Consider the following 25,716-nt stretch of genomic DNA (forward strand, 5'->3'; position numbering starts at 1 on the left):
TGAGGACACTGGTTCAGCACGAAAGAGCTTCGGCACAGCGCTACGCGCTGCCGCCGGGTATGCAAGGGAAACCAACGGGCGGCGAAGGCGGCGAGATCGAGGCGTTAGTAGGGAAGCACACGCGGTCCCGATTGACCGGTCGGCCGCGAAGCGGGCTGGAGCTATTTGGTGCTGAACCAGTTTGTTGTGTGGTGCGATGAGACGGACCGTGCGCGAGCCAAGCCCGGTTGGGCCTATGAGGGCACTCGTTAGGCAGCCCACGATGGACGAGAGGACTACCCAAATTGCGTGTGACCGCGGGCGTATCGGAAGCTGCTTTCTTTGGTTACTTTCTTTGCAGCAGCAAAGAAAGTGACTGCCGCCCCGCACAGGGGCAGTGCTAATAGACCGACGCGATTACAGGATTCCACGAAAGCAGAAGCGAAGCCAGAAGCGAAACCAGAAGCGAAAGCCGAATACTTGAAGCAAATCCGGAGACTCACCGATGAACATACGTTTCGATCCCGAAGTAGCGGCGACTGTCGAACAATCGCCTGACCGCACGCTGACAGCGTGTCACACCGACGCGTTACTGACGGCCCTATGCGAAATCTACTGCAACGACCCTGAGCGCCGCACGGCAACGATCGCACTTCCACACGTTTCCAACGAAGCCCACCGCACAAGAACCTTCATCGCGCAAGCGCGAAACGAGAACCTGATCGACATCGCACAGCAGCACGAAGATCACCTTCTCCTGACGACATCACGCAAAACGTTCTGGCAAATCGCGCGCCCATGGCTCAAGGCGCCCGCATCGAGCGACACGCTGCTGCGCTATACGCAAACCAACGGCGTCACACATCCGCAAAGACCAACGAACGCCGAAGGCACGATCTACGAACGTCACTTCCCGCAGATCGACATGACCTTCAGCCTGCGCACAGCTGACCCCGACGCCGATTCCGAAGTCTTCAGCGAATGGATGAATCTCGATCGCGTCGCATACTTCTGGGATCAGCGCGGCACGCGCGCCGAACACGCCGCTCATCTCGCGGAACGCCGCGAAGATCCGCACATGCATCCGATGATCGGCTATTTCGACGACAAGCCCTTCGGCTACTTCGAGTTCTATTGGGCGAAAGAAGATCGCCTGGGCCCGTTCTATGATGCAGGCGACTTCGATCGCGGACTGCATCTGCTGATCGGCGATGCGCAGTTCCAGAGCGCAGGCAAGCTCAAGGCATGGTGGAGCGGCGTGCTGCACTACATGTTCATCGACGATCCGCGCACGGAACGCCTCGTTGGTGAACCGCGCGTCGATCATGTGCGGCATATCGCTTACATGCATCGCATGGGCTTTTATACGCTGAAGGAATTCGACTTTCCGCACAAGCGCGCCGCGCTCACCGTGATGGAACGCGAAAAGTTCTTCGACGATTTTCGCTTTTGACCGGCGTCGAGGGAAAGTTGTACCGGTAACAGCGCGCTCTTATACTGACGTCACCGCGCTGCCTCCGACCCTAACTTTCCCTCAGACACCCATGCCCCTCATCAACTACATCACGCAGATTCAATTCGATTTCGGCGCGGTGCGCCTGCTTGCGGGCGAGTGCGAACGCATCGGCATTCATCGTCCGCTGATCGTGACCGATGCCGGCATCCGCGCGGCCGGCCTGCTCGACAAGGTGCTCGACGCGCTCGGTTCATCGTCGGCCGTGCCCGTGTTCGATTCGACGCCGCCCAATCCGAACGAAGCCGCCGTGCGCGAAGCCGTCGCGATGTACAAGGAGAATCAATGCGACGGCGTGATCGCGGCGGGCGGCGGGTCATCGATCGATCTCGCGAAGGGCGTGGCCGTGTGTGCGACGCACGACGGTCCGCTACAAGGCTTCGCGGTCATCGAAGGCGGCCTCGCGCGCATCACGGCGAAGACCGCGCCCGTCATCGCCATTCCGACGACCGCGGGCACCGGCAGCGAAGTGGGCCGCGGCGCGATCCTGATTCTCGACGATGGCCGCAAGGTCGGCGTGATCTCGCCGCACGTCGTGCCGAAGGTCGCGATCTGCGATCCGGAACTGACGCTCGGCCTGCCGCCGATGCTTACCGCCGCGACCGGCATGGATGCCATCGCGCATTGCCTCGAAACGTTCATGGCGCCCGCGTTCAACGCACCCGCCGATGGCATCGCGCTCGACGGATTGTGGCGCGCGTGGCGGCACATCGAGCGCGCGACGCGGGACGGCTCCGATCGCACCGCGCGCTGGAACATGATGAGCGCATCGATGCAGGGCGCGCTCGCGTTCCAGAAGGGCCTCGGTTGCGTGCATAGCCTGAGCCACTCGCTCGGCGGCATCAATCCGAAACTGCATCACGGCACGCTCAACGCAATCTTTTTGCCGGCGGTGATCGCGTTCAACAGCAGCGCGCCGACGATGCGCGAAGAAGGCAAGCTCGACCGCATCGCGCAGGCAATGGGCCTGAGGTCCGGCGATGAGGTCGGCGGTGCGCTGCGCTCGATGACCGCGACGCTCGGCCTGCCACGTGGCCTCGCTGAACTCGGCGTGACGCGCGAGATGTTTCCGCGCATCATCGCGGGCGCGCTCAAGGATCACAGTCATAAGACGAATCCGCGCGAGGCGTCGAGCGCGGATTACGAGGCGATGCTCGAAACGTCGATGTGAAAAGGGCCGGAGCGCAACGACAGTAACGGCGCGTGATTTGCGGCATTGCAACAGTGAGATAGGGGAAAACCCTTAAGTCTGTTACAATGTCGCAAAGTTTGAGGAACAAATCATGCGCCGCCGCTACGAAGTGCTCGAAAAAATCGCTTTCGCCTTGCTTACACTTTCCGCTGTCATGGACGCCAGCTACATCACCTGGGAAAAACATCCGAATTTCCGCGAAAACGTCACGGAGATCGTGAAGATCAGCGCCGATCTGTCTTTGGCGAACCCGGGTGTCGGCGATTCGACGCCGCTCGTCCCGATGGCGTTCAACTAAGTTTCGGTTTTACCCGGCGCGACACTCGTCGCGCCTTCTGCGTCAAGCCACATACAGGTTATTCGGCCCGCCGCCGCACGGCGCGCGCCGGCTGCTTTATGCTGGCGGCTTTCCATGCCGTCGCCGTCCAGCATGTCCACCGCTCTCCAATCGAACGCCGCCTTCGGCGATCAACTCCGCAGCTTCGCTCGCGCGATGGGACAGATCGTCCTTCAGCGCAACGCCGCGACCGGCGCGCTGCTGTTCCTCGCGGTGCTGAGCGCGAGTCCGCGCCTCGCGTGCGGGCTTCTGATCGGCACGCTGACGGGCAATGTCATCAGCGTGATCGTCGAAAACGACGACGCACCCGCGTTCCGCGACGATCTCTACGGTTTCAACGGCGCGCTCGCGGCGCTCGCCGCATTCACGTTTCTCGACGATGCATCGCGCGCCGCGGCCGTCGCGATCGTCGCGGCGATGTTCGCCACTTTCCTCGCCAACGTGCTTTCGCGCGTGCTCTCGCGCTACCGGTTGCCGATCTTCTCCAGCCCCGCCATCATCGTGACGTGGTGCTGGCTGCCGCTTTTGAGCGAGCGCGGCGACACGGGCGCGATTCCCCAAGTCGCCGCCGGTTTCATTCCAATGCTTCAGGCCGCGTTCGCGGGTCTCGCGCCGATCACCTTCGCGACCGGCGCGCTCGCCGGCGCGCTGATCGCGGCGGGATTGTTCGCGTCGCGGCCCGCGCAGGCGGGCTGGGCGCTCGCGGGCAGTGCGCTCGGCGCCATGTTGCACGCACTCGGCGGTGCAAGCGATGCCGTCGTGCTCTCGGGCGCGTGCGGCTTCAATGCGGCGCTTGCGGCACTCGCGGCGGCGAAGCTCGGCACGCGTTATGCGCTCGTCGCGATCGTCGCGGCGGTGCTGATCGAGCGCGTGATCGATTGCATCGGCATCGCTGCGTTGACCGCGCCGTTCGTGCTTGCGTCCTGGGCGGTGATTCTGCTCGAGCGGCGTCTGTCCGGATCATCCAAACAAGGAGACTCGCATGTCGTTCACCCACACGCCTGAGCGCAGAATCGCGGAAAGCGGGCCGCGATCGGCAGCCGAACAGGCCACGCGCGTCGATCTCGCGGCCGCGTATCGGCTGGTCGCGCTCAACGGCTGGGACGATGTCGTCTACACGCACATTTCCGCGAGCGTGCCGGGCGAGCCGGGGCGCTTTCTCATCAATCCGTTCGGGCTTTCGTTCGATGAAGTCACGGCGAGCAATCTCGTGAAGATCGATATCGACGGCAACGTGATCGGCGAGAGCGCGCATCCGGTGAACGCGACGGGCTTCGCGCTGCACGGCGCCGTCCATGCCGCGCGGGAGGACGCCGTGTGCGTGATGCATCTTCACGTGCGCGAGGCGATCGCGGTATCGACGCAACCGCACGGCCTGCTGCCCGCATCGCAACACGCGATGCGCTTTCATGGGCATCTCGCGTATCACGATTACGAAGGGCTCGCGTTCTCGCCCGCGGAAGGCGAGCGGCTCGTAAAAAGTCTCGGCGCGCATCGTGCGATGTTGCTGCGCAATCATGGACCGGTCACGCTCGGGCGCACGATCGCCGAGGCTTATGTGCTGATGGATATGCTCGTCAAGGCATGCGATATTCAGCTTCGCGCGCTTGCGGGCGTGGGCAAGATGATCGTGCCGACGCCGGAAGTCGTCACGCGCACCGCGGCGCAACTGCATGACGATGACGCCGTCGAAGGCGCGCTCGAATGGCCGGCGCTATTGCGCAAGCTCGATCGCATCGACGCGTCGTATCGCGACTAATACCGCTTTCAAAAGGAGATCAACGCAATGCCGACATTCAACATTCAACTGTTCGAAGGCCGCACGGTGGAAGAGAAGCGCAAGTTCGTCGAAGCGATCACGCGCACGACGTGCGAAACGCTCGGCTGCGAGCCGGGCTCGGTGGACATCATTCTGACGGACGTGAAACGCGAGAACTGGGCGACCGCGGGCAAACTCTGGTCGGAGCAGTGAAAGACAGCGCGCGCACGCCGATTCGTGCGCGCGCTTTGACCGTTACATCGATTCCTTCGCGGCGAGACGGAACTTGTGCAGCAGCGGTTCCGTATAGCCGCTCGGTTGCGTGCGTCCTTCGAAGACGAGCGCGCACGCGGCCTTGAATGCGAACGAACTGTCGAACGCGGGCGACATCGGGCGATAGTACGGATCGGCTTCATTCTGCTTGTCGACGACGGCGGCCATGCGTTCGAGCGTCGCGCGAACCTGCTCTTCCGTGACGATGCCGTGACGCAGCCAGTTCGCGATATGCTGGCTCGAAATGCGCAGCGTCGCGCGGTCTTCCATCAGGCCGACATCGTGAATGTCCGGCACCTTCGAGCAACCGACGCCCTGATCGACCCAGCGCACCACATAACCCAGAATGCCCTGCGCGTTGTTTTCGATTTCGTTCCTGATGTCGTCTTCCGACCATGACGGCTTGTCGACGACGGGAATCGTCAGCAAGCCATCGAGCAACTCGTTCTTCTGACTTTCGTAGTCGACGCTTTCGAGTTCCTGCTGAACCTGTTGCACGTCGACCATGTGATAGTGCAGCGCGTGCAGCGTGGCCGCGGTGGGCGAGGGCACCCATGCGGTGTTGGCGCCTGCCTTCGGATGCGCGATCTTCTGTTCGAGCATCGCGTGCATCAGATCGGGCATCGCCCACATGCCCTTGCCGATCTGCGCGCGACCGCGCAAGCCAGTGTTCAGGCCGACGAGCACATTGCTGCGTTCGTACGCGGCAATCCACTTAGAGGACTTCATGTCGCCCTTGCGCATCATCGGGCCGGCTTCCATCGACGAATGCATTTCGTCGCCGGTGCGGTCGAGGAAGCCCGTATTGATGAATGCGACGCGCGCGCCCGCCGCCGCGATACACGCCTTGAGGTTCACGCTCGTGCGTCGCTCCTCGTCCATGATGCCCATCTTGATCGTGTGACGCGGCAGGCCGAGCAGGTCTTCGACGCGCGTGAAGAGCTCGTCCGCGAACGCCACTTCGGCGGGGCCGTGCATCTTCGGCTTCACGATATAGATCGACCCCGTGCGCGAGTTCATCTTGTTCTTGAGATCGTGCATCGAGCCGAGCACGGTCATCACCGCATCGAGGATGCCTTCGGGAATCTCGTTGCCATCTCGGTCGAGCACCGCGGGATTCGTCATCAGATGGCCGACGTTGCGCACGAACAGCAGCGAACGTCCGTGCAGCTTGACGGTTCCGCCGTTCGGCGCGGCGTACTCGCGGTCCGGGTTCATCGCGCGCGTGAAGGTCTTGCCGTTCTTCGTGACCTGCTCGGCGAGATTGCCTTGCATCAGGCCGAGCCAGTTGCGATAGAGCTGCGTCTTGTCGGCGGCATCGACGGCCGCGACCGAATCTTCGCAATCGATGATCGTGCTCACGGCCGCTTCCATCAGCACATCCTTCACGTGCGCCGCATCGGTCTTGCCGATGAAGTTGTCCGCGTCGATCTGAATCTCGAAGTGCAGGTCGTTGTGCTTGAGCAGAATCGCGGACGGCTCTTTCGCGTCGCCCTGAAAGCCCGCGAACTGCTCGGCGTTCGCAAGGCCGGTCTTGCCGCCGTCCTTCAGCGTGACGACGAGCTTGCCTTGCTCGACGCTGTATTTGGTCGCGTCGGCGTGCGAGCCGTGATCGAGCGGGGCGTTGTCGTCGAGGAACGCGCGCGCATAGGCGATCACTTTCGCGCCGCGCTTCGGATTGAACTGCGCCGCGCGCTCGGCGCCGTCGTTTTCGTCGATGGCATCGGTGCCGTAGAGCGCATCGTAGAGGCTGCCCCAACGCGCGTTGGCCGCGTTGAGCGCATAGCGCAGATTCGAGAGCGGCACGACGAGTTGCGGGCCGGCCTGCTCGGCGATTTCGCGATCGACATTGGCGGTGCTGGCCTTCACATGCGCGGGCGCGGGCACGATATAGCCGATCTCTTCGAGAAACTTGCGATAGGCGCGTAGATCGCGCACGGGGCCGGGGTTGCTGCGATGCCAGTTGTCGAGCTCGGTCTGGAGGCGGTCGCGTTCGGCGAGCAGTGCGCGGTTCTTCGGCGCGAGATCGTGAACGATGGCATCGAATCCCTTCCAGAAGGACGCGCTATCGACGCCCGTGCCGGGGATGGCTTCTTCGTCGACGAACTTCGCGAGATTCGCGTCGACCTGCAGGCCGTGTTGTTTGATCATGTCGTTCATGGGCACTCCGGCTGAGATGGCTGCTACACAGGGGTTTGGGGAATGGGCTGGTGCCTATGGTAGCGCGTCTTGGGGGAGGGGCGAAGCGTGGGGGAGGTGCAATGCGCGTGCCTGGACGGGCCGCCCGTTTAGCGTCCCGTGAGGGCGGGGTAGCCGTCGACGGACAGCGTTCTCAGTGCATCGGCCCGGCGTCCGCGCAAACAAACCGCGCGAAAAACCGGGCCGCTCGAACAGCGCGACGAGACCGACGCTACGCCTTCAACAAATCCTCGATCATCACCGGCAGCTTTCGCACACGCACGCCCGTCGCGTGATACACGGCACCCGTAATCGCCGCCGCGATGCCCGCCAGCCCGATCTCCGCGATGCCGCGCGCGCCCAGCTCGTTGAAGACCGTATCGGGATAATCGAGAAACGTGACGTCCATCTTCGGCGTATCCGCATTGGTCGCGACGACGTAATCCGCGAGGCTGCTGTTCACCGGCGCGCCGCTTCGCTCGTCGTATACCGTGTGCTCGAAAAGCGCCATGCCGACGCCCATCACGACCGCGCCTTCGATCTGATTACGCCCCGCGCGCGGATTCAGGATCTTGCCCGCATCGATCACGGTCACGACGCGGCTCACGCGCAGACGCGCGGTCGCCGGCTCCCACGTCACCTCGGCGAAATGCGCGCCATACGAATGGATCGACCAGTCCTTCTTGAGCGGATCGTCGAAGCCGCCTTTCGCGCTGCCGCTGCCCGATGCCGCATGCAGTTTCGCCGCGTCGAGAATGCGCGCGAACGGCACGCCGCTTTCCGGCGCTTCGTTCTTGCGATGCACATGTCCGTTGCTCATCGCAAGCTCGTCGGCCTTCGCGCCCGCGAATGGCGATCCCTCGATCTTCGCGGCGCGCGCCAGCAGCGTCTTGATCGCCTCGCGCACCGCATCCGATACCGCCGGAATCACCGATGCCGTCGCCGCCGATCCGCCCGAAACAGGACCGAGCGGCAGCGCCGTATCGCCGAGGCCGACTTCGATCTTGTCGAGCGGGATGCCCGTATGTTCCGCGACGATCTGCGCGAGGATCGTGTACGTGCCCGTGCCGATATCCTGCGTGCCGCACGCGACGCGCGCGGTGCCGTCCGCACGAAGATCGACCGTCGCGTCCGCCGAGAAGCGCAGCCCCGGCCAACTGCACGCGCCCACGCCCCAGCCGAGCGTGAGGCCGTCGCGCTTCATCGAGCCTACGTCCGGCGTGCGCTTCGACCAGCCGAATTTCTCCGCACCGGTCTTCAGGCATTCGACGAAATGCCGCGACGAAAACGGCAAGCCGCTGCTTTCATCCACTTCGGGCTCGTTGCGCAGGCGCAGTTCGACCGGATCCATCTTCAACGCAATGGCCAGCTCGTCCATCGCCGATTCGAGCGCGAAGAGGCCGGGCACCGCGCCGGGTCCGCGCATCGACGTCGGCGAGCCGACATTGCGTTTCACCGTGCCGCCCGTCACGCGCAGATTGGGCGTGCTGTACATCGAAGGCGTCGCTTCGCCGCAATCTTCCGTGTAATCGTCGGCGATGGCCGCGTGATTCACGAAGTCATGCCGTAGCGACACGAGCTTGCCGTCCTGCGTCGCCGCGAGCCGCACGCGCTGCTGCGTGGTCGGCCTGTGCCCGACGTTCTGGAACATCATCTTGCGCGAGAGCACGAGCTTGACCGGGCGCTCCAGTTGGCGCGTCGCGGCCGCGGCGAGCAGCGAATGCGGCCACATCCACAGCTTGCCGCCGAAGCCCGAGCCGAGATAGCGCGAAATCACGCGCACTTTCTCTTTCGGCAGGCCCATCATCTGCATCAGCGTGCCCTGATGATTCGCGACCGCCTGGCTCGTTTCGTAGAACGTGTAGCTCTCGCCGTTCCAGTGCGCGATGGTCGCGTGCAGCTCGATCGGATTATGCGTTTCGACGGGCGTCACGTACGTTTCATCGATCTTCACGGGCGCATCGTCGAACGCCTTGTCGGGATCGCCGCGTTCGCTGTGTGTGTCGAGCTTGTCGCCGGCATCGAGCTTTGCGCTTACATCGTGCGGCGTCTTGTCGTAACTGACCTTGACCGCGGCAGCCGCGGCGCTTGCCGCTTCGAACGTCTCCGCAACGACGAGCGCGACATACTGCCCGTAATAGCGAATGATGTCGTCTTCGAAAGGCGGACGGTTTTCATCGACGTAGCCGGTATCGATCGAGTTGCCGGCGATGCGATAGAAGCGGCCGATATTGCCGCGATGAAGAATCAGCTTCACGCCGGGCATCGCTTGCGCGGCGGCGAATTCGAGCGACGTGATCCTGCCGCTCGCGATGGTGCTGCCGACCGGCACGGCATGGAGCATGCCGGGCAGATCGACGTCGGTCGTATAGGTCGCGCGGCCGCAAACCTTCAGCGGTCCGTCGATGCGCGACTGAGGCCGTCCGATGAATGCGGACGGTTTGATATCGGGCGCCGTGGACATGTCGCGATCCTCAGGAAGTTTGCGTGGTAACGAGCTTGAGCGTATGAACGATGCAGCGCTTGGACAACTCGACCTTGAAGCCGTTCTCGCTTTGCGGCTTCGCATCGGCGAGCGCAGCATCGGCAGCGCGTTTGAACGTGGCTTCATCGGGCGTCGCGTTCATCAGCTCCTTCTCCGCTTCACGCGAGCGCCACGGCTTCGTGCCGACGCCGCCGAGCGCGACGCGCGCATGCTCGATGCGCCCGTCCTTCACGCCGATCACGACACCCGCCGACGCCAGCGCGAACTCGTACGATGCGCGATCGCGCAGCTTCAGATAAGCCGAGCGCGCGCCGTCGACCGGCGGCGGCAACGTGACATGCGTGACGAGATCGCCGGCATCGAGCACGTTCTCGCGATCGGGCGTCGTGCCCGGCAACAGGAAGAACTCGTCGATGGGGATCGCGCGCTTGCCGCCCGTGCCTTCGACGTGGATCGTCGCTTCGAGCGCCTGCAACGCGACGCACATGTCCGACGGATTGCTCGCGATGCACGATTCGCTCGTGCCCATGATCGCCATCATGCGATTGAAGCCCTGAATCGCGGAGCAGCCGCTGCCGGGCTCGCGCTTGTTGCACGGCGAGGTCGTATCGCGGAAGTACACGCAACGCGTGCGCTGCAGGATGTTGCCGCCCGTCGTCGCCATGTTGCGCAACTGCACCGACGCGCCCGCGAGCACCGCTTGCGACAGCACCGCATAACGATCGCGGATCAGCGGATGATGCGCGAGATCGGAGTTGCGCGAAGTCGCGCCGATACGCACGCCGCCGTCCTTCGTTTCCTCGATCTTGTCGAGCGGCAAACGGCTGATATCGACGACGCGCATCGGCCGCTCGACGTTGAGCTTCATGAGATCGAGCAGCGTCGTGCCGCCCGCGAGAAAGCGCACTTCGGCGCCTTGCTGCGCGGTATGCGCGAGCGCGCCCGCATTGATCGCGTCGCGCATGTCGCGCGCGCGAGAGAGCTGGAACATATCCATGTCGCTCTCCTTATTTCGACGACGGCTTGTTCGCGCGCACCGACTGGATCGCGCTGACGATGTTCTGATACGCGCCGCAGCGGCACAGGTTGCCGCTCATCGCTTCGCGCACGTCGTCGTCGCTCGGGCCGATCGGTTCATCGAGCAGCGCGACCGCCGACATCAACTGGCCGGCCGTGCAGTAGCCGCACTGATAGCCGTCGCATTCGACGAACGCGGCCTGCAACGGATGCAGTGCCTCGATTTCGCCGATGCCTTCGATGGTCGTGACGGTGTCGCCCTCGCACGCGGCGGCGAAGCACAGACACGAGTTCACGCGGCGTCCGTTCACATGAACGGTGCATGCGCCGCATTGGCCGTGATCGCAGCCTTTCTTCGTGCCGGTCAAATGAAGATGCTCGCGCAATGCATCTAAAAGCGTGGTGCGGGGGTCGAGGGAAAGCGTTTCGCTGCGGCCGTTGACGGTCATGGTGAAGCTGACGGTCGAGTCGCCTGCGGGTGCGGCTTGAAGCGTCTTGTTCGGTGTATCGGCGTGCGTGGTTTTCGATTGGGGGATGGGACGTTGTGGCATCGGGCAATCTCCTGGAATTGCGCAGCAAGCTGCTGCACGAATGCGGCGATGAAGCGGCGGAACGTGAGAGAGGCGAAGATGCGGCGAAGCGTGTCGCGCGCCGGTGGCGCGGAGGAACGGCGGCGAAAAGGGTCTGCGCGGCGGCGCAGGACTTTCGTGCGCCGGCAATGCGGCGAAAGACGACACTCAGCCAGTATAGGCATCCGCCGCGAAACTTTCTCGGTCGAAAGCCCGCGCGGGCCGCGAGATTCTGAAGGGGCACGAAGCATGCCCGCAGCCGATGAAAGCCTTCAGTGCGAAATCAGGCCGCGCGCGAAAACGGAAAGGATGGACACGCCGACCGTCGTGAAGAGAACGAGCACGACGAGGATCACGATCATGCGGAGAATCATCTGCATCGCGTCGCTCCAAAAAAAATGGCCGCTTGCGCGGCCGGAAGGAGGGTGGGTCGGTCAGACTTCAGATTAAGCGCGCTTCCTTAAATCAGACTTAAGCGTGCGCTTCTTCCATGCGGGCCGTCCATTCTCCTTCCTTTGGGAACGGGATGCAGCGAACTTACCGCAGCGCCTCGCTGTATCGGTCGCGCAGCGGGAAGATCGTCACGAGCGCGACCGCGCTGCCGAAGATCACGTAGTAGCAGATCGACAGCGGATCGCCCGTGGTCATCGTGAGCCATTGCACGATCGCGGGCGCGAAGCCGCCGAAGATCATCACCGCGACGTTGTAGCTCACCGAGATGCCGGTCGAACGCACGCTCGAAGGAAGCAACTCGGAGATGAACGCGGGATAGCAGCCCTGAAAGATGCCGAGATAAGTCATCAAAAGCGCCTGACACACGATCAGCATCGGCAGGCTCGGATGCGCGGTGAGCACGGCGAAGATCGGATATGCGGTGACGAGCGACAGCGTGAGCGCGGTCGCCATCAGCTTCTTGCGGCCGATACGGTCGGAGAGCCGGCCGAATATCGGACAGCAGACGAGATAGACAAGCGCGCCGATCGTCGAGCTGATGAGGCCGTCGGTGAGCGCCATGTGCAGCACGCGCGTGGCGTGCGTCGGCAGATACAGCAGGAAGATGTACGTGCCGATGGTGCCGAACACCGTCAGGCCGAAGCCAGCGAGCACGGACATCCAGTGTTTCGTGGCGGTATCGCGGATCGGGCGTGTGCTCAGTTCGTTCTTTTGCGCCTTCTCGACGAAGACCGGCGATTCATCGAGCTTCGAGCGCAGATACAGGCCGACGGGCACGATCAGAAGACCGATCACGAACGGAATGCGCCAGCCCCAGCTATTCAGATGTTCGGGACTCAGCGTGCGCGTGAGCACGGCGCCGAAAAACGAGCCGGCGAGACTCGCGGCGGCCTGCGCGACCATCTGGAAGCTGCCGAAATAACCGCGCTTGTTGGCGGGCGCGTATTCGACGAGAAACGCCGTCGCGCAGCCGACTTCGCCGCCTGCGGAGAAGCCCTGAATCAGGCGGCCGAGCAGCATCAGCAAGGGCGCGGCGATGCCGATTGCCGCATATGTCGGCGCGAACGCGATGATCGCGATACCGACCGCCATCAGCGAAATCGTGAGCGTGAGCGCTGATTTGCGTCCGACGCGATCCGCGACCGCGCCCAAGACGATGCCGCCGAGCGGACGCGTCAGAAAGCCGACGCCGAAAGTCGCCCAAGTCGCGAGCAGTGAAATAGTGGGATTCGTTGCGGGAAAGTACAGCTTGGCGATGATGACGGCGAAGAAGCCGTAAACCATGAAGTCGAACCATTCGAGCGCGTTGCCGATGGTCGATACGACGATCGCTCGTCGGCCGGAAAGATTCGATGCGGCGTTTTGTTCGGCCGCGTGCGCTGCAGGTAGTACGGTGCTCATCGAATGTACTCCATGAGGTTTTCTCGTTGACGACATCCGCTTCTCGGATGACTCGCTTCGAACGGAGCGAGCCGCTGCAACACGCAAACATTACGCCGAGTTGAAATAAGAAAATATAGAATTTCTGAACTGACACACAAGCAAACCTGATCGAACGATCCGGGATAACCCTCACGCACGATGAGCAATATCCGCTTTTTGCGCACGTTTATCGCTGTCGCGCGTTACGGTTCTTTCGCCGCCGCCGCGGAAAAAGTCGCGCTCACGCAGGCCGCCGTCAGCATGCAGATGCAGTCGCTCGAAGACGATCTGAAGCGGCCGCTGTTCGATCGCGTCGGGCGCACGAACCGGCTGACGAGCATCGGCAAGCAGGTGTTGCCGCAAGCGGAGCGCATCGTCGCGCTGTACGACAGCATGCGTCTCACCGGTCTCGATGATGAAATCGCCGGATCGGTTTCCATCGGCGCGGTCGATTCGGCGATGGGCGCGCTCGCATCCGTCGTCACCGAATTGAAAGGTCAGTATCCACGGCTCGATGTGCGGCTCTTCACCGGCAAGGCGCTCGCGCTCGCGCCGCAAGTCGAGGCGGGCGAGATCGATGCGGCGGTGATCGTCGAGATGGCGGGCAAGACGCCGGCGAGCCTCAACTGGACGCCGCTCTATTCGGAACCGCTCGTCGCGATCGGTTCGCCGGGCGCCGTGGCCGCGAATGCCGCCGAGATGCTGGCGAGCCGTCCGTTTCTGCGCTTCGATCGCGCGCAGCGCACCGGCGCGCTGATCGATCGCGCGTTGAAGCACAACCGCCTCGCGGTGAACGAGTTCCTCGAACTCAATTCCCTCGAAGTGATCGTCGAGCTCGTGCGGCAGGATGCGGGCGTCTCGGTCGTGCCGTTGCTCGAATACGGCTCGTGGGCGAGCGATCCCGCATTGCGCGTGATATCGCTTGCGAAGAACACGCCGCGCCGTGTCGTCGGCATGCTGGAGCGCAAGATCCACGATCGTCACGCGGTGATGAGCATCGTGCAGGAACGCATACGGATGCGTTCGCACGGCGCGATCGAGCCGAGTGAAAGCTAAAGCTTTCCTTAAGTCACGGACAAGGAATATCAGCTTTCCCTGTGAATTGCGGCCATCGACAATGCTTCGGTCACTCAACAACGCAAGAGGAAAGCATGTCGATCATTCCCGAGATCGCGCAGTCGCGCGACGAGATTCAGGCCATTCGCCGCGATATCCACGCGCATCCCGAACTCTGCTATGAAGAAGCGCGCACGGCGGAGCTCGTCGCTCGGAAGCTCGAAAGCTGGGATATCGAAGTGACGTGCGGACTCGGCAAGACGGGCGTCGTCGGCGTGTTGAGGAAAGGCGCGAGCAAACGTGCGATCGGCCTGCGCGCCGACATGGACGCGTTGCCCATTCCCGAGCTGAACACGTTCGCGCACGCATCGCGCCACGAGAACAAGATGCATGCGTGCGGTCACGACGGACACACCGCGATGCTGCTCGGCGCGGCGCAATATCTCGCGAAGCATCGCGAGTTCGACGGCACCGTCGTCTTCATCTTTCAGCCTGCCGAAGAAGGCGGCGGCGGCGCGAAAGCGATGATCGAAGATGGCTTGTTCGAGCGCTTTCCGGTCGATGCCGTGTTCGCGCTGCACAACTGGCCGGGCATGCCGGCGGGCGGATTCGGTGCGCGCGTCGGCGCGACGCAGGCATCGAGCAACGAGTTCGAGATTCGTATCGAAGGCGTGGGCGCGCATGCGGCGATTCCGCACGATGGCGTCGATCCCGTGTTCACCGCGCTGCAGATCGGCACGGGCCTGCAGAGCATCGTGACGCGCAACAAGCGGCCGATCGACGCCGCCGTGCTCTCGATCACGCGCATGCAGGCAGGCCACGCGGTCAACGCGATCCCGACGACCGCGACGCTCGCGGGGACCGTTCGCACGTTTTCCGTCGACGTGCTCGATCTCATCGAGACGCGCATGAAGGAGATCGTCGCGGCGACGGCGGCCGCGTATCGCTGCAAGGCCGAAGTCAGTTTCGTACGCAACTATCCGCCGACGGTGAACACGCAAGCGGAAACGGACTTCGCACTCGGCGTGATGCGCGATGTCGCCGGCGCGGACAAAGTGAACACGAACGTCGATCCGACGATGGGCGCGGAGGACTTCTCGTACATGCTGATGGAGCGTCCCGGTTGCTATGCGTATATCGGCAATGGACTGGGCGCGCATCGCGATCACGGTCACGGAATCGGACCCTGCATGCTGCATAACAGCAGCTACGATTTCAACGACGATGTACTCACGCTAGGCTCGACGTATTGGGTGCGGCTCGTCGAGAAGTTTCTCGCACGCGTCTGAGGAGGCGACATGTTTTCATCGACGTATCGCGAAGCGCGCCAGAGATTTCTCGATACCGCCGCCGCGCGAAAACTCGCTGTCGATACGCGCGTGCTCGAAGGCTTCGATGGTCTGGAAGGCGAGACGCTCGCAACCGATGTCGTTCGCATCGGTCCCAAAGATGCAAAGCGCCTGTTCGTGCTCACGTCCGGCACGCACGGCGTCGAAGGCTTTTGCGGCTCGGGCGCGCAGATCGCGTTGATGCGCGACGAAGTATTCCCGGCGTTGATGGACAAGCTCGACGTCGCAATGCTGCTCGTTCATGCGATCAATCCGTATGGCTTTTCCTATCTGAGCCGCACGACGGAGGGCAATGTCGATCTGAATCGCAACAGCGTGAATTTCGATGCGCCGTTGCCGCAGAATCCCGGCTACGCGGAACTGCACGACTTGCTGATCCCCACGAGCTGGCCGCCCGACGAAGCGAATATCGCGGCGATTCGCGCGTATATCGGCAGGCATGGACAATGGGCTTATCAGCAAGCGGTCACAACCGGTCAGTACACGCATGCGCAAGGCATGTTCTATGGCGGCGCGGAAACGGCGTGGAGCACGCGCACCATGCGCAATCTGCTCGCGGAATACGGCGAGACGTGCACGGCGATCGGCTGGATCGATTTTCATACGGGACTCGGGCCGAGCGGCTTCGGCGCGAAGATATGCGTCGGCGATGTCGCGCGTGCGCGGCGCTGGTGGGGCGCGGACGTGACGAGTCCGTCGGATGGTACGTCGATCGCGGCCGATGTAGCCGGTCCGTTGCTCGATACGTTGCGGCAGACGTGCGCCCATGCGGCGATCGCATCGATCGCGATCGAGTACGGAACGGTGCCGCTCACCGACATGCTCGACATGCTGCGCGCGGACGTCTGGGTGCGTCATCATCCCGATGCGCCCGACGCATTGAAAGCCGGCATTCGCCGCCAGATTCGCGCGGCCTTCTACATCGACGACGATATCTGGCGCGGCATGATCGCGGGTCAGGCGCGCGCTGCCGTGTTGCAGGCGCTATACGGGTTGTCGCGCGAAGAGGGCGCTTAATGCAGTTCGAGCCACATCGGCTGATGATCCGATGAACGGCTCGTCTGATCCGCTTCGCATCCGGCGATGCGCGCCTTCAGGTCTTCGCTCACGAAGATGAAGTCGCATGCGAACGGGCCATCGGGCCACTGGTCGCGATCGTACAGGCCGACGGTGGCCGCGCGCGGCTCGTTCGGATGCGCGCAAGTCCATGCATCGACGAACGCGGGCGCATCGGCAATCGGTTCGAGCATCGCGCGATACGCCGATCCATCGAACGCGCTGTTGAAGTCGCCGCAGACGATGGCGGACACGGGCCGCGCGGTATCGGCGAACGGGCTCGCCTGACTCTCGGCCTTCGCGGGCTGACGCTCGTGCGCGCACGCTTCGGCGTGAAGCTCGCGCAGACGCGCGACTTGCGCGAGACGTTGCTTCTCCGAATAGAACTCGAGATGCGTGCTGACGATGCGCAACGGTCCGACGTCGGTCTCGATGACGGCTTCGAGCGCGACGCGAAGCATCGACGGCTTCGCGGGATCGGCAGGCCACGGCAGCGAATGGCGCAACACCTGGCGCACCGGCAGACGGCTCACGATCGCGTTGCCGAACTGACGGCGCGCGATGCCCGCACCGACCGGCGGAAGATCGGAGCCGATTCCGTCGATGACCGTCGCGCCGGGAATCAGCGCTTCGAGCTCGGCGAACTGGTCGGCGCCGGGGCCGCCTTTGAGTCCGCCGGCCTGCTCGCTTTCGTGAAAGCCGCGCGTCACTTCCTGCAGACAGAGGACGTCGAAGTCGTGCAGGGCTTTCGCCTCGGCGACGATGCGCGCGAGATCGACGCGGCCATCCACGCCGCGTCCCCATTGGATGTTCCAGTCGACGAGTCGCATGTTGAACCTCGACGGTAGCGTCGGATGTTGACGTTCGCTATTCCGGCAGCAAGGCGTGTGCTTGCCCGGCAACGGACGCCGGAACTGCCAAATTCTGAAAATAAGTATTTCTTGCCGTAGGCAGCGTGGGCGGCGATACAATCGGCGCCAAAGAACCTCACGTCGTCCGAATCATGAAAGCAAGCATCCGTTTTTCGCTGGCTGCGTTCCTGCTGATATCGAGCAGCATTGCGTGCCACGCTCAGGAAACTCAATCTTCGACGACTCGTTCGCTCACGAAGGAGCAGCAGGCCGCGCTCGACAAACAGGATCAGGACATCGCGCAGGTTGCGTCGCAGATCATCGCGTTGATCGATCAAAACCGGGCGGGCGACGTGTGGGACCAAGCCTCGCCCATCGCAAAGCAGATCATTTCCCGCGACGACTTCATGAAGAAGGTCGCGCGCGACCGTTCGCCGCTCGGCGCGCCGGGACTGCGCATGCCGATGGGCGTCAAGCACTACCGTTATGACGGCACGGGCAACATGCCCGCGGGCGCGTACATCAACATTCTCTTCGACACTCAGTTCGGCCAGGCGAGTCAGTCGTCGCGAGAAATGGTGACCTTCATTCTCGACTCGGACAAGGTCTGGCGTTTCGTCGGCTATTCGGTGCGCTGAAGCCGCGTCACATGTTCGTCCACGACGAGCACCATCCTTTTCCGGCTACCAGCTTGTCGCCGAAGAGCGTGCAACCGCCCCAGGCATCGCTCGCTTTGCCCTGATACAGCGAGCAGTTCGCGCAGGTTTGATCGGCCGCGAAGTTCGGGTACTTCGCTTTGTCCACTTTCGCGGCGTTCTCCTTATAGCCGACGGCGACCGCCGCCGGATCGGATTCGCTTAAGTGCGGCGCATCGGCGCGTGCTCGCGAGAGCCATAGCGCCGTGCCCGCGCCGATGCTGACAACCATGAAGTTGCGGCGGGACGTGTTCATTGTCGTGGACCGGTTGTTCGTATGTGGGATGTCGTCGCGCGCTCTCGGGCGCTAGTCGAACGATACGCCCACGTTGGCGAATCGAACGAGCGGTCGGTTTCCTCGGTCATCGCGCCGCCAACGTCGTTCATTGCATCGCGCTAAACCTTTGCGGGCGCGTGCCGTAAATCAGGCCAGAACGTAGTTGCAATCGTGTGGATCACCCCTGCGGCGCCCCGGCCGCGGATCAATTCGAAGGAGAACAACCGTGAGTGAACTCGACTGGATGATGGCCGGCGTTTATATGGCAGCGCTTGTGTGCGGCACGCTTTTCATGAGCGTCCTCGCGCGCCGCAGCTTGAACAAGGTGGAGGATCGCGGGCACTGAGCATCCCGGAAGCATCGGTGCACGACGTCCCGTCACTGGCGACAGGAAGCAAAGCTCGATGCGTTGCGCTCGGCGCTCGAAGCCGGCGAGCGCTCCGGCCCCGCCAAGCCGCTGGATTTCGATGCCTTCATCGCTCGCAAGCGCAAGTCCGCTCGGTGAAGCGTTGCGTATCGATTCAGATCGTGCGCGTGCGCCATCAGCAGATGGATTTGCCCGCTCATCTCGGCGAAGCCGAATAGCATTGACGTCAAGAAACAAAACGCGCGCCGTGAGCCGATTCAAACATCGGCCATCCGGCGCGCGTGGACTTCACCTACAGAATTACTGGAACAGCTTGACGGCCTGCGAGAGCGTATTGGTCACGCCCCATGCGAGCGGAATCAGCACGTAGGCCCAGAACACCAGGAGCAACCCCTTGTTCGACGGATGCACTTGCTGAGTTTCGATGCGGTCATTCATCGCGGATCTCCTCGTTGATTCCTAGATTGCGGTCTGCGCCGACGTGTTCATGTGATGCTTCTCATGCACGCGCGAGACGAGCAGATTGCAGACGAAGCCGATCACCAGCAGCGCCGCCATGATATGCAGCGTCATCGTGTACGCCTCTGCGCCCACGACGCCGTGCGAAACCTGGAACGCGCGCACGTAGTTGACGAGCACCGGACCCGCGACGCCCGCCGCCGCCCACGCGGTGAGAAGCCGGCCGTGAATGCCGCCGACGAAAGCCGTGCCGAACATGTCGGCGAGATACGCGGGAATCGTCGCGAAGCCGCCGCCGTACATCGACAGGATGATGCCGTACGCCAACACGAAAAGCGCGATATTGCCGGAGCCCGCGAATTGCGGCACAAGGAAATACAGCACCGCGCCGAGCGTGAAGAACACGAAGTACGTATTCTTGCGGCCGATCCAGTCCGACGCCGACGCCCACGCGAATCGCCCGCCCATGTTGAAGAGCGACAGCAGCCCGACGAAGCCCGCCGCCGCGCCCGCCGTGATCGACGCCTTGAAGCTTTCCTGAATCATCACCGACGCCTGGCCGAGCACGCCGATGCCGGCCGTCACGTTCAGGAACAGCACGAGCCACAACAGATAGAACTGCGGCGTCTTCAGCGCCTGATCGATATGCACGTGGTTCTTCGTGATCATCTTGTTGGACGTCGCGGGCGGCGTCCAGCCAGCCGGCTTCCAGTCCGCCGGCGGGATGCGGATCGCGAGCGCGCCGATCGTCATCGAGATGAAATAGAGCACGCCGAGCACGAGGAACGTCTCGGCAACGCCCGAGCTCGTCGCGCTCTTGAAGTGGTTCATCAGCGCGACGGAGCCGGGCGCCGCGATCATCGCGCCGCCGCCGAAGCCCATGATCGCCATGCCGGTCGCCATGCCGCGACGGTCCGGAAACCAGCGTATCAGCGTCGAAACCGGCGACACATAGCCGAGCCCGAGCCCGATGCCGCCGATCACGCCATAGCCGAGATACAGCAGCCAGATCTGATGCAGATAGACGCCGAGCGCCGAGACGAGAAAGCCGCCGCCGAAGCAGCAGGCCGCGGTGAACATCGTGCGGCGCGGGCCGACTTTTTCCAGCCACTTGCCCGCGAATGCCGCCGACAAGCCCAGAAACACGATCGCGAGCGAGAAAATCCAGCCGAGCGTGGTCAGCGACCAGTCATCCGGCGCGGACTTCGTGATACCGATAACCTTCGTGAGCGGCGCATTGAACACCGAGAACGCATATGCCTGCCCGATGCACAGATGAACAGCCAGCGCGGCGGGCGGCACCATCCAGCGCGAGAATCCGGGCCGGGCGATGGTCGCCTCCTTGGAAAAGAAGTTTGTCGGGCCGTGGGCGGCCCCTTGATTGATTGTGCTGTTCATTGTGGTCTCCGTGGCGCGTCATGCATGCACGTGCGCGCACATCGTTTACTTTGACGTGCCGTCCGGGGTCGCCGGACAGCAGCCCGCCGTGGTCATGCGCTCGGCGATACGGTCCGCATCGCGCGCTCGCAAGGCCATTTCGCGCCGCTCACATGCGATGGAACCACATATAGATGCGACGCTTTGCCACGGTTGGGCATGACCATAGACAACTGCGATGCCCTTTGCAATATGAACACTCGTGCCATAAGCGTTTGCCCGCAGCGTGTCTGTGGTTTGCGCCACGCTCCGCGCGCATTGCGGAGGCGATGACGTCCGTCGATGTCGCTGTACCGCATCGCTACAGAGCGGGGCAGGTGTTCTGAATGTGAACAGGTCCCATCGCCCTCGTACAAACCCTGACGATGTGCCGCGAAACCGCATGACGATGCGGCTCGCGCGGGCGTCGCATCGTGCCGCGCGCGATGGCATGGAACTCGCAAACAGAAGCGACCGGCGCCGGACATCGGCAGTGCCGGCCCGTTCACGTCGACATGCGAGGAGCACATAGAAATGAATCACGCGGAGATGCAGTTCCTGAGCACCGAATATCCGTACAAGAAGCAGTACGGCAACTTCATCGGTGGCAAGTGGGTGCCGCCGGCGGGCGGTGAGTATTTCGACAACATCTCGCCGATCACCGGCGAGCCGTTCACGTCGATTCCGCGTTCGCGCGAAGCCGACATCGAAGCCGCGCTCGACGCCGCGCACGCAGCGAAGACGTCGTGGGGCAGAACCTCCGTCACCGATCGCGCGAATCTGCTGCTGAAGCTCGCCGATCGCATGGAGCAGAACCTGTCGCGTCTCGCGCTGGCCGAATCGATCGATAACGGCAAGCCGCTGCGCGAGACGATGGCCGCGGACATTCCGCTCGCGATCGATCACTTCCGCTATTTCGCGAGCGCCGCGCGTTCGCAGGAAGGCGGCATTTCGGAGATCGATCACGATACGGTCGCGTATCACTTCCACGAGCCGCTTGGCGTCGTCGGGCAAATCATTCCGTGGAATTTCCCGATCCTGATGGCCGTGTGGAAGCTCGCGCCCGCGCTCGCGGCCGGCAACTGCGTCGTGCTGAAGCCGGCCGAGCAGACGCCCGCGTCGATTCTCGTGCTGCTCGAAATCATCGAAGACATCTTGCCGCCGGGCGTGCTCAATGTCGTCAACGGCTTCGGTCTGGAAGCGGGCAAGCCCCTCGCATCGAACAAGCGCATCGCGAAGATCGCTTTCACCGGCGAGACCACGACGGGCCGACTCATCATGCAGTACGCGAGCCAGAACCTCATTCCGGTGACGCTGGAACTGGGCGGCAAGAGCCCGAACATCTTCTTCGAAGACGTGCTCAACGCCGACGACAGCTTCTTCGACAAGGCGCTCGAAGGCTTCACGATGTTCGCGCTGAATCAGGGCGAAGTGTGTACGTGCCCGTCGCGCGCGCTCGTGCAGGAATCGATTTACGAGCGCTTCATGGAACGTGCGCTCAAGCGCGTCGCAGCGATCGCGCAGGGCCATCCGCTCGATACGAAGACGATGATCGGCGCGCAGGCTTCGCAGGAGCAACTGGAGAAGATCCTGTCGTACATCGATCTCGGCAAGCAGGAAGGCGCGCAGTGCCTCTCCGGCGGCGAGCGCAACACCTTCGACGGCGAACTGAAGAACGGCTATTACGTCAAGCCGACGGTCTTCAAAGGCCACAACAAGATGCGTATCTTCCAGGAGGAAATCTTCGGGCCGGTGCTTTCGGTGACGACGTTCAAGACCGAGGAAGAAGCGCTCGAGATCGCGAACGACACGCTGTACGGTCTCGGCGCGGGCGTGTGGACGCGCGACGGCACGCGGGCGTATCGCTTCGGCCGCGCGATTCAGGCGGGACGCGTGTGGACCAACTGTTATCACGCGTATCCGGCGCACGCGGCGTTCGGCGGTTACAAGCAATCGGGCATCGGCCGTGAGAATCACAAGATGATGCTCGACCACTATCAGCAGACGAAGAACATGCTCGTCAGCTATAGCGACAAGCCGCTCGGCTTCTTCTAAAGCGGGTGAGGCCGCCGCTGCTTCCCGCGGCGGCCGATCAAACCGACGGGGACATCATGAGCGAACAGGAAGTGCAGCGCGTGACCGCGACGCCCGCCGCCATCGACTTGATCGAAAGGCTCAAGGCCGAGCATGGCGAGGTGCTGTTTCATCAATCCGGCGGATGCTGCGACGGCAGCGCGCCGATGTGCTTTCCAGTCAGCGAATTCATGGTCGGCGGCTCGGACGTGAAACTCGGCGCGATCGGCGGCGTGCCGTTCTACATGACCGAATCGCAGTACGAGTACTGGCAGCATACGCAGCTCATCATCGATGCCGTGCCGGGCAATGGCGGCATGTTTTCGCTGGAACGCCCGAGCGGTTTGCGCTTTCTTACGCGCTCGCGTCTGTATAGCGACGAAGAGAACGCGTGGCTCGACAGGCATCCGGTCGAGCACGTGAGCTGAGCGTCATTTCCAGCGCGGCGCGCGCTTTTCGATGAAGGCTTGCGTGCCTTCGAGCGTGGCGTCGTGCATCATGTTGCAGGCCATCGTTTCCGATGCGAGCGCGTATGCCGCTTCGATGCCGGTTTCGAGTTGCCGATAGAACAAGCCCTTGCCCGCCGCGACCGCTTCGCGCGGCTTGGCGGCGATGGTCGCAGCGAGCGTGCGCACGGTATCGTCGAGTTCGCCAGGCGATGCGACGCGATTCACGAGGCCGCGTTCGCGCGCGGTGGCCGCATCGATGAACTCGCCGGTGACGAGCATTTCGAACGCGGCCTTGCGCGATACGTTGCGAGACAGCGCCACGCTCGGCGTCGCGCAAAAGAGCCCGAGATTCACGCCCGATACCGCGAAACGCGCTTCGCTCGATGCGACCGCGAGATCGCACATCGCGACGAGCTGACAACCCGCCGCCGTCGCGATGCCTTGCACGCGCGCGATAACGGGCTGCGGCATGCGCTGGATCGTCAGCATGATGCGCGAGCAGTGCGCGAAAAGCTCGCGATAATAATCGAGCGCGGGCTCCGCACGCATCTCTTTGAGATCGTGCCCGGCGCAAAACGCGCGGCCTTCTCCTGCGAGCACGACCACGCGCGCATCTGATTCGGCGATGTCCTTCAATGCGCGTTCGAGCGCTTCGAGCATCGATTCAGATAAGGCATTGAACGCATCGGGCCGATTCAGCGTGAGCCTGACGGCACCCTTGATGTCATACGCATCGCGTTCGATCAGAACGAGTTCGCTCATTGTCGTGGTCTCCATCAGACGTCGATCGCGGTGACGGACCCCGCGCGCTTGCGCAACTCGAACTTCTGGATCTTTCCCGTCGATGTCTTCGGCAGTTCGCAGAACTCGATCGCGCGCGGCACCTTGAAGCCGGCGAGATGCTTCTTGCAATGCGCGATCAACTCTTCCGCGCTCGCGTGCGCGCCGCTTTTCAATTCGACGAAAGCGCAGGGCGTCTCGCCCCAGCGCGTATCGGGCTTCGCGACGACCGCGACGGCAAGCACCGCCGGATGCCGGTACAGCACGTCCTCCACTTCGATGCTCGATATGTTCTCGCCGCCCGAGATGATGATGTCCTTGCTGCGATCCTTGATGCGTACATAGCCGTCCGGATACGCGACGGCGAGATCGCCGGTATGGAACCAGCCGCCGCGAAACGCTTCTTCGGTCGCGGCCGCGTTCTTCAGATAACCCTTCATCGCGATGTTGCCGCGGAACATGATCTCGCCGATGGTCTCGCCATCGGAAGGCACGAGTTCCATCGATATCGGATCGCGCACCGTGACCGCATCCTGCAAGTGATAGCGCACGCCTTGCCGCGCATTCAATCGCGCGCGCTCGCCGATATCGAGCGCGCTCCATTCGGCCTGCTGCGGGCAGACCGTGGCCGGGCCATAAACTTCCGTGAGCCCGTACACATGCGTCAGTTCGAAGCCCATGCGCTCCATGCCTTCGATCATCGCGGCGGGCGGCGCGGCGCCCGCGACCATCGCATGGACTTTCTGATCGAAGCCGGTCTTCATGTCGTCGGGCGCGTTGACGAGCAGGTTCTGCACGATCGGCGCGCCGCAATAATGCGTGACGCGCTCGCTGCGAATCAGATCGAAGATGGTCTTCGCATCGACGCGGCGCAGGCACACGTTCACGCCCGCGCGCGCGGCGACGGTCCACGGAAAGCACCAGCCGTTGCAATGGAACATGGGCAGCGTCCACAAGTACACGGCATGCTTCGGCATGTCCCATTCGAGGATATTGCTCACCGCATTCGTATACGCGCCGCGATGGTGATACACGACGCCCTTCGGATTGCCTGTCGTGCCCGACGTGTAATTCAGACAGATTGCGTTCCACTCGTCGGATGGCGGCGACCATTCGTATGCGGGATCGCCGCTCGCGAGCAGCGCTTCGTATTCGATTTCGCCGATGCGCTCGCCCGCGCCCGCGTACCGCGGATCGTCGACATCGATGACCAGCACGTCCTGCGGCACGTCTTTCAGCGCGCGGCGCATCACGTCCGAGAACTCGCGATCGACGAGCACCGCCTTCGCTTCGCCGTGCGTGAGCATGAACGCGAGCGTGGCGGCGTCGAGCCGCGTGTTGAGCGTGTTGAGCACGGCGCCCGTCATCGGCACGCCGAAGTGCGCTTCGACCATTTCGGGCGTGTTCGTCAGCATCGCGGCGACGGTATCGCCGAGGCCGATGCCGCGTGCCGCCAGCGCCGATGCGAGCCGCCGCGTGCGCGCGTAGGTGTCGGCCCAGTTGCGCCGGACATCGCCGTGCACGATAGCGGGAAGCGTCGGATACACGGACGCCGCGCGCTCGATGAACATGAGTGGCGTCAGCGCCGCGTAGTTGGCGGCAGTTTTGGGAAGGCCATCGTCGTACATGCTGGCGGTCATGATTGTCTCCTCGGGCGCGAATTTATCGGATGGCGTCAGTGTCGCTCACGTTTCTTAGAAGATCGTTATCA

The 25,716-nt window shown here is 63.1% G+C and carries 23 protein-coding genes and 1 pseudogene; 13 read left to right on the forward strand and 11 right to left on the reverse strand.

Going from position 1 to position 25,716, the window contains the following annotated elements; all coding sequences use genetic code 11:
- Positions 1–484: 484 nt before the first annotated feature.
- The 6 genes from NCS00_RS20620 (at position 485) to NCS00_RS20645 (ending at position 4,993) form a co-directional block, all read left to right on the forward strand.
- Entirely contained in the window at positions 485–1,432 is a 948-nt protein-coding gene (locus tag NCS00_RS20620; RefSeq protein WP_250440860.1) for a GNAT family N-acetyltransferase, read from the forward strand.
- Between the two features lie 91 nt (positions 1,433–1,523).
- Positions 1,524–2,663 (forward strand): 4-hydroxybutyrate dehydrogenase, encoded by a 1,140-nt coding sequence (gbd, locus tag NCS00_RS20625; protein ID WP_175980569.1) that lies wholly within the window; start codon positions 1,524–1,526, stop codon positions 2,661–2,663.
- 112 nt (positions 2,664–2,775) lie between these two features.
- Positions 2,776–2,982: a hypothetical protein gene (locus NCS00_RS20630; protein ID WP_008347655.1), complete on the forward strand. Its 207-nt coding sequence runs from the start codon at positions 2,776–2,778 to the stop codon at positions 2,980–2,982.
- Between the two features lie 132 nt (positions 2,983–3,114).
- Positions 3,115–4,026: an urea transporter gene (locus NCS00_RS20635; RefSeq protein ID WP_250440861.1), complete on the forward strand. Its 912-nt coding sequence runs from the start codon at positions 3,115–3,117 to the stop codon at positions 4,024–4,026.
- The gene (locus NCS00_RS20640; RefSeq protein ID WP_250440862.1) at positions 4,004–4,780 is read left to right on the forward strand and encodes a class II aldolase/adducin family protein; all 777 of its coding nucleotides are present in this window, start codon (positions 4,004–4,006) and stop codon (positions 4,778–4,780) included. The genes NCS00_RS20635 and NCS00_RS20640 overlap by 23 nt, the downstream gene beginning before the upstream one ends.
- A 27-nt stretch (positions 4,781–4,807) precedes the next feature.
- Complete coding sequence (locus NCS00_RS20645) at positions 4,808–4,993, forward strand: 4-oxalocrotonate tautomerase (protein ID WP_008347661.1); 186 nt, start codon at positions 4,808–4,810, stop codon at positions 4,991–4,993.
- Positions 4,994–5,035: 42 nt separating this feature from the next.
- Here the strand turns inward: NCS00_RS20645 and NCS00_RS20650 are convergent, their stop codons facing one another.
- From NCS00_RS20650 to NCS00_RS20670, 5 genes are all read right to left on the reverse strand, one after another.
- Complete coding sequence (locus tag NCS00_RS20650) at positions 5,036–7,213, reverse strand: malate synthase G (RefSeq protein WP_250440863.1); 2,178 nt, start codon at positions 7,211–7,213, stop codon at positions 5,036–5,038.
- A gap of 250 nt (positions 7,214–7,463) precedes the next feature.
- Positions 7,464–9,695 carry a xanthine dehydrogenase family protein molybdopterin-binding subunit gene (locus tag NCS00_RS20655; RefSeq protein WP_008347664.1) on the reverse strand — a complete coding sequence of 744 codons (2,232 nt, stop codon included), beginning with the start codon at positions 9,693–9,695 and terminating at the stop codon, positions 7,464–7,466.
- 10 nt (positions 9,696–9,705) lie between these two features.
- Positions 9,706–10,713 (reverse strand): FAD binding domain-containing protein, encoded by a 1,008-nt coding sequence (locus NCS00_RS20660; protein WP_008347665.1) that lies wholly within the window; start codon positions 10,711–10,713, stop codon positions 9,706–9,708.
- Positions 10,714–10,723: 10 nt separating this feature from the next.
- Positions 10,724–11,182 carry a (2Fe-2S)-binding protein gene (locus tag NCS00_RS20665; protein WP_008347667.1) on the reverse strand — a complete coding sequence of 153 codons (459 nt, stop codon included), beginning with the start codon at positions 11,180–11,182 and terminating at the stop codon, positions 10,724–10,726.
- A 657-nt stretch (positions 11,183–11,839) separates the two neighbouring features.
- Complete coding sequence (locus NCS00_RS20670; protein WP_008347670.1) at positions 11,840–13,156, reverse strand: MFS transporter; 1,317 nt, start codon at positions 13,154–13,156, stop codon at positions 11,840–11,842.
- 180 nt (positions 13,157–13,336) lie between these two features.
- Between NCS00_RS20670 and NCS00_RS20675 the strand changes: the two genes are divergently transcribed.
- From NCS00_RS20675 to NCS00_RS20685, 3 genes are all read left to right on the forward strand, one after another.
- Entirely contained in the window at positions 13,337–14,233 is an 897-nt protein-coding gene (locus NCS00_RS20675; protein ID WP_008347672.1) for a LysR substrate-binding domain-containing protein, read from the forward strand.
- Positions 14,234–14,328: 95 nt separating this feature from the next.
- The gene (locus NCS00_RS20680) at positions 14,329–15,522 is read left to right on the forward strand and encodes a M20 aminoacylase family protein (protein ID WP_250440864.1); all 1,194 of its coding nucleotides are present in this window, start codon (positions 14,329–14,331) and stop codon (positions 15,520–15,522) included.
- Positions 15,523–15,531: 9 nt separating this feature from the next.
- Positions 15,532–16,599, forward strand: coding sequence for a M14 family metallopeptidase (locus NCS00_RS20685; RefSeq protein ID WP_250440865.1), 1,068 nt, complete (start codon positions 15,532–15,534; stop codon positions 16,597–16,599).
- Here the strand turns inward: NCS00_RS20685 and NCS00_RS20690 are convergent.
- Positions 16,596–17,468: an endonuclease/exonuclease/phosphatase family protein gene (locus NCS00_RS20690; protein WP_250440866.1), complete on the reverse strand. Its 873-nt coding sequence runs from the start codon at positions 17,466–17,468 to the stop codon at positions 16,596–16,598. The two genes, NCS00_RS20685 and NCS00_RS20690, sit on opposite strands and share 4 nt — an antisense overlap.
- A gap of 173 nt (positions 17,469–17,641) precedes the next feature.
- Between NCS00_RS20690 and NCS00_RS20695 the strand changes: the two genes are divergently transcribed.
- Entirely contained in the window at positions 17,642–18,127 is a 486-nt protein-coding gene (locus NCS00_RS20695) for a DUF4019 domain-containing protein (RefSeq protein ID WP_175980585.1), read from the forward strand.
- A gap of 7 nt (positions 18,128–18,134) precedes the next feature.
- Here NCS00_RS20695 and NCS00_RS20700 read toward each other — a convergent pair whose 3' ends face one another.
- Positions 18,135–18,440 carry a high-potential iron-sulfur protein gene (locus NCS00_RS20700; protein ID WP_034471001.1) on the reverse strand — a complete coding sequence of 102 codons (306 nt, stop codon included), beginning with the start codon at positions 18,438–18,440 and terminating at the stop codon, positions 18,135–18,137.
- 418 nt (positions 18,441–18,858) lie between these two features.
- On the opposite strand from NCS00_RS20700, the pseudogene NCS00_RS20705 reads away from it, so the two are divergent.
- Positions 18,859–18,966 (forward strand): annotated as a pseudogene (locus NCS00_RS20705) (type II toxin-antitoxin system ParD family antitoxin); the annotation flags it as partial.
- A 162-nt stretch (positions 18,967–19,128) separates the two neighbouring features.
- Here the strand turns inward: NCS00_RS20705 and NCS00_RS20710 are convergent.
- Positions 19,129–19,266, reverse strand: coding sequence for an MFS transporter small subunit (locus tag NCS00_RS20710; protein ID WP_008347687.1), 138 nt, complete (start codon positions 19,264–19,266; stop codon positions 19,129–19,131).
- Between the two features lie 21 nt (positions 19,267–19,287).
- Positions 19,288–20,685 (reverse strand): L-lactate MFS transporter, encoded by a 1,398-nt coding sequence (locus NCS00_RS20715; RefSeq protein WP_008347689.1) that lies wholly within the window; start codon positions 20,683–20,685, stop codon positions 19,288–19,290.
- A gap of 552 nt (positions 20,686–21,237) precedes the next feature.
- Between NCS00_RS20715 and adh the strand changes: the two genes are divergently transcribed.
- Positions 21,238–22,758: an aldehyde dehydrogenase gene (gene adh / locus NCS00_RS20720; RefSeq protein WP_008347691.1), complete on the forward strand. Its 1,521-nt coding sequence runs from the start codon at positions 21,238–21,240 to the stop codon at positions 22,756–22,758.
- Positions 22,759–22,814: 56 nt separating this feature from the next.
- Positions 22,815–23,204, forward strand: coding sequence for a DUF779 domain-containing protein (locus NCS00_RS20725; RefSeq protein ID WP_033536247.1), 390 nt, complete (start codon positions 22,815–22,817; stop codon positions 23,202–23,204).
- A gap of 3 nt (positions 23,205–23,207) precedes the next feature.
- Here NCS00_RS20725 and NCS00_RS20730 read toward each other — a convergent pair whose 3' ends face one another.
- Together NCS00_RS20730 and NCS00_RS20735 are read right to left on the reverse strand one after the other, a co-directional pair.
- Positions 23,208–23,987 carry an enoyl-CoA hydratase gene (locus NCS00_RS20730; protein ID WP_008347695.1) on the reverse strand — a complete coding sequence of 260 codons (780 nt, stop codon included), beginning with the start codon at positions 23,985–23,987 and terminating at the stop codon, positions 23,208–23,210.
- A 14-nt stretch (positions 23,988–24,001) separates the two neighbouring features.
- Positions 24,002–25,645, reverse strand: a complete 1,644-nt coding sequence (locus NCS00_RS20735) for an acyl-CoA synthetase (RefSeq protein WP_250440868.1) — start codon at positions 25,643–25,645, stop codon at positions 24,002–24,004.
- Between the last annotated feature and the right edge of the window lie 71 nt (positions 25,646–25,716).

The organism is Caballeronia sp. AZ1_KS37 (assembly GCF_023631165.1).
GTDB lineage: Bacteria > Pseudomonadota > Gammaproteobacteria > Burkholderiales > Burkholderiaceae > Caballeronia > Caballeronia zhejiangensis.

Excerpts from the sequence above, each read along its gene's own strand:
- NCS00_RS20630 (WP_008347655.1), top strand. The coding sequence starts at position 2,776 with ATGCGCCGCCGCTACGAAGTGCTCGAAAAAATCGCTTTCGCCTTGCTT.
- NCS00_RS20640 (WP_250440862.1), top strand. The coding sequence starts at position 4,004 with ATGTCGTTCACCCACACGCCTGAGCGCAGAATCGCGGAAAGCGGGCCG.
- NCS00_RS20685 (WP_250440865.1), top strand. The coding sequence starts at position 15,532 with ATGTTTTCATCGACGTATCGCGAAGCGCGCCAGAGATTTCTCGATACC.
- NCS00_RS20665 (WP_008347667.1), bottom strand. The coding sequence starts at position 11,182 with ATGACCGTCAACGGCCGCAGCGAAACGCTTTCCCTCGACCCCCGCACC.
- adh (WP_008347691.1), top strand. The coding sequence starts at position 21,238 with ATGAATCACGCGGAGATGCAGTTCCTGAGCACCGAATATCCGTACAAG.
- NCS00_RS20680 (WP_250440864.1), top strand. The coding sequence starts at position 14,329 with ATGTCGATCATTCCCGAGATCGCGCAGTCGCGCGACGAGATTCAGGCC.
- NCS00_RS20710 (WP_008347687.1), bottom strand. The coding sequence starts at position 19,266 with ATGAATGACCGCATCGAAACTCAGCAAGTGCATCCGTCGAACAAGGGG.
- NCS00_RS20700 (WP_034471001.1), bottom strand. The coding sequence starts at position 18,440 with ATGAACACGTCCCGCCGCAACTTCATGGTTGTCAGCATCGGCGCGGGC.
- NCS00_RS20670 (WP_008347670.1), bottom strand. The coding sequence starts at position 13,156 with ATGAGCACCGTACTACCTGCAGCGCACGCGGCCGAACAAAACGCCGCA.
- NCS00_RS20675 (WP_008347672.1), top strand. The coding sequence starts at position 13,337 with ATGAGCAATATCCGCTTTTTGCGCACGTTTATCGCTGTCGCGCGTTAC.
- NCS00_RS20645 (WP_008347661.1), top strand. The coding sequence starts at position 4,808 with ATGCCGACATTCAACATTCAACTGTTCGAAGGCCGCACGGTGGAAGAG.
- NCS00_RS20690 (WP_250440866.1), bottom strand. The coding sequence starts at position 17,468 with ATGCGACTCGTCGACTGGAACATCCAATGGGGACGCGGCGTGGATGGC.
- NCS00_RS20660 (WP_008347665.1), bottom strand. The coding sequence starts at position 10,713 with ATGGATATGTTCCAGCTCTCTCGCGCGCGCGACATGCGCGACGCGATC.
- NCS00_RS20730 (WP_008347695.1), bottom strand. The coding sequence starts at position 23,987 with ATGAGCGAACTCGTTCTGATCGAACGCGATGCGTATGACATCAAGGGT.
- NCS00_RS20715 (WP_008347689.1), bottom strand. The coding sequence starts at position 20,685 with ATGAACAGCACAATCAATCAAGGGGCCGCCCACGGCCCGACAAACTTC.
- NCS00_RS20725 (WP_033536247.1), top strand. The coding sequence starts at position 22,815 with ATGAGCGAACAGGAAGTGCAGCGCGTGACCGCGACGCCCGCCGCCATC.
- NCS00_RS20620 (WP_250440860.1), top strand. The coding sequence starts at position 485 with ATGAACATACGTTTCGATCCCGAAGTAGCGGCGACTGTCGAACAATCG.
- NCS00_RS20635 (WP_250440861.1), top strand. The coding sequence starts at position 3,115 with ATGTCCACCGCTCTCCAATCGAACGCCGCCTTCGGCGATCAACTCCGC.
- NCS00_RS20695 (WP_175980585.1), top strand. The coding sequence starts at position 17,642 with ATGAAAGCAAGCATCCGTTTTTCGCTGGCTGCGTTCCTGCTGATATCG.
- NCS00_RS20650 (WP_250440863.1), bottom strand. The coding sequence starts at position 7,213 with ATGAACGACATGATCAAACAACACGGCCTGCAGGTCGACGCGAATCTC.
- gbd (WP_175980569.1), top strand. The coding sequence starts at position 1,524 with ATGCCCCTCATCAACTACATCACGCAGATTCAATTCGATTTCGGCGCG.
- NCS00_RS20655 (WP_008347664.1), bottom strand. The coding sequence starts at position 9,695 with ATGTCCACGGCGCCCGATATCAAACCGTCCGCATTCATCGGACGGCCT.
- NCS00_RS20735 (WP_250440868.1), bottom strand. The coding sequence starts at position 25,645 with ATGACCGCCAGCATGTACGACGATGGCCTTCCCAAAACTGCCGCCAAC.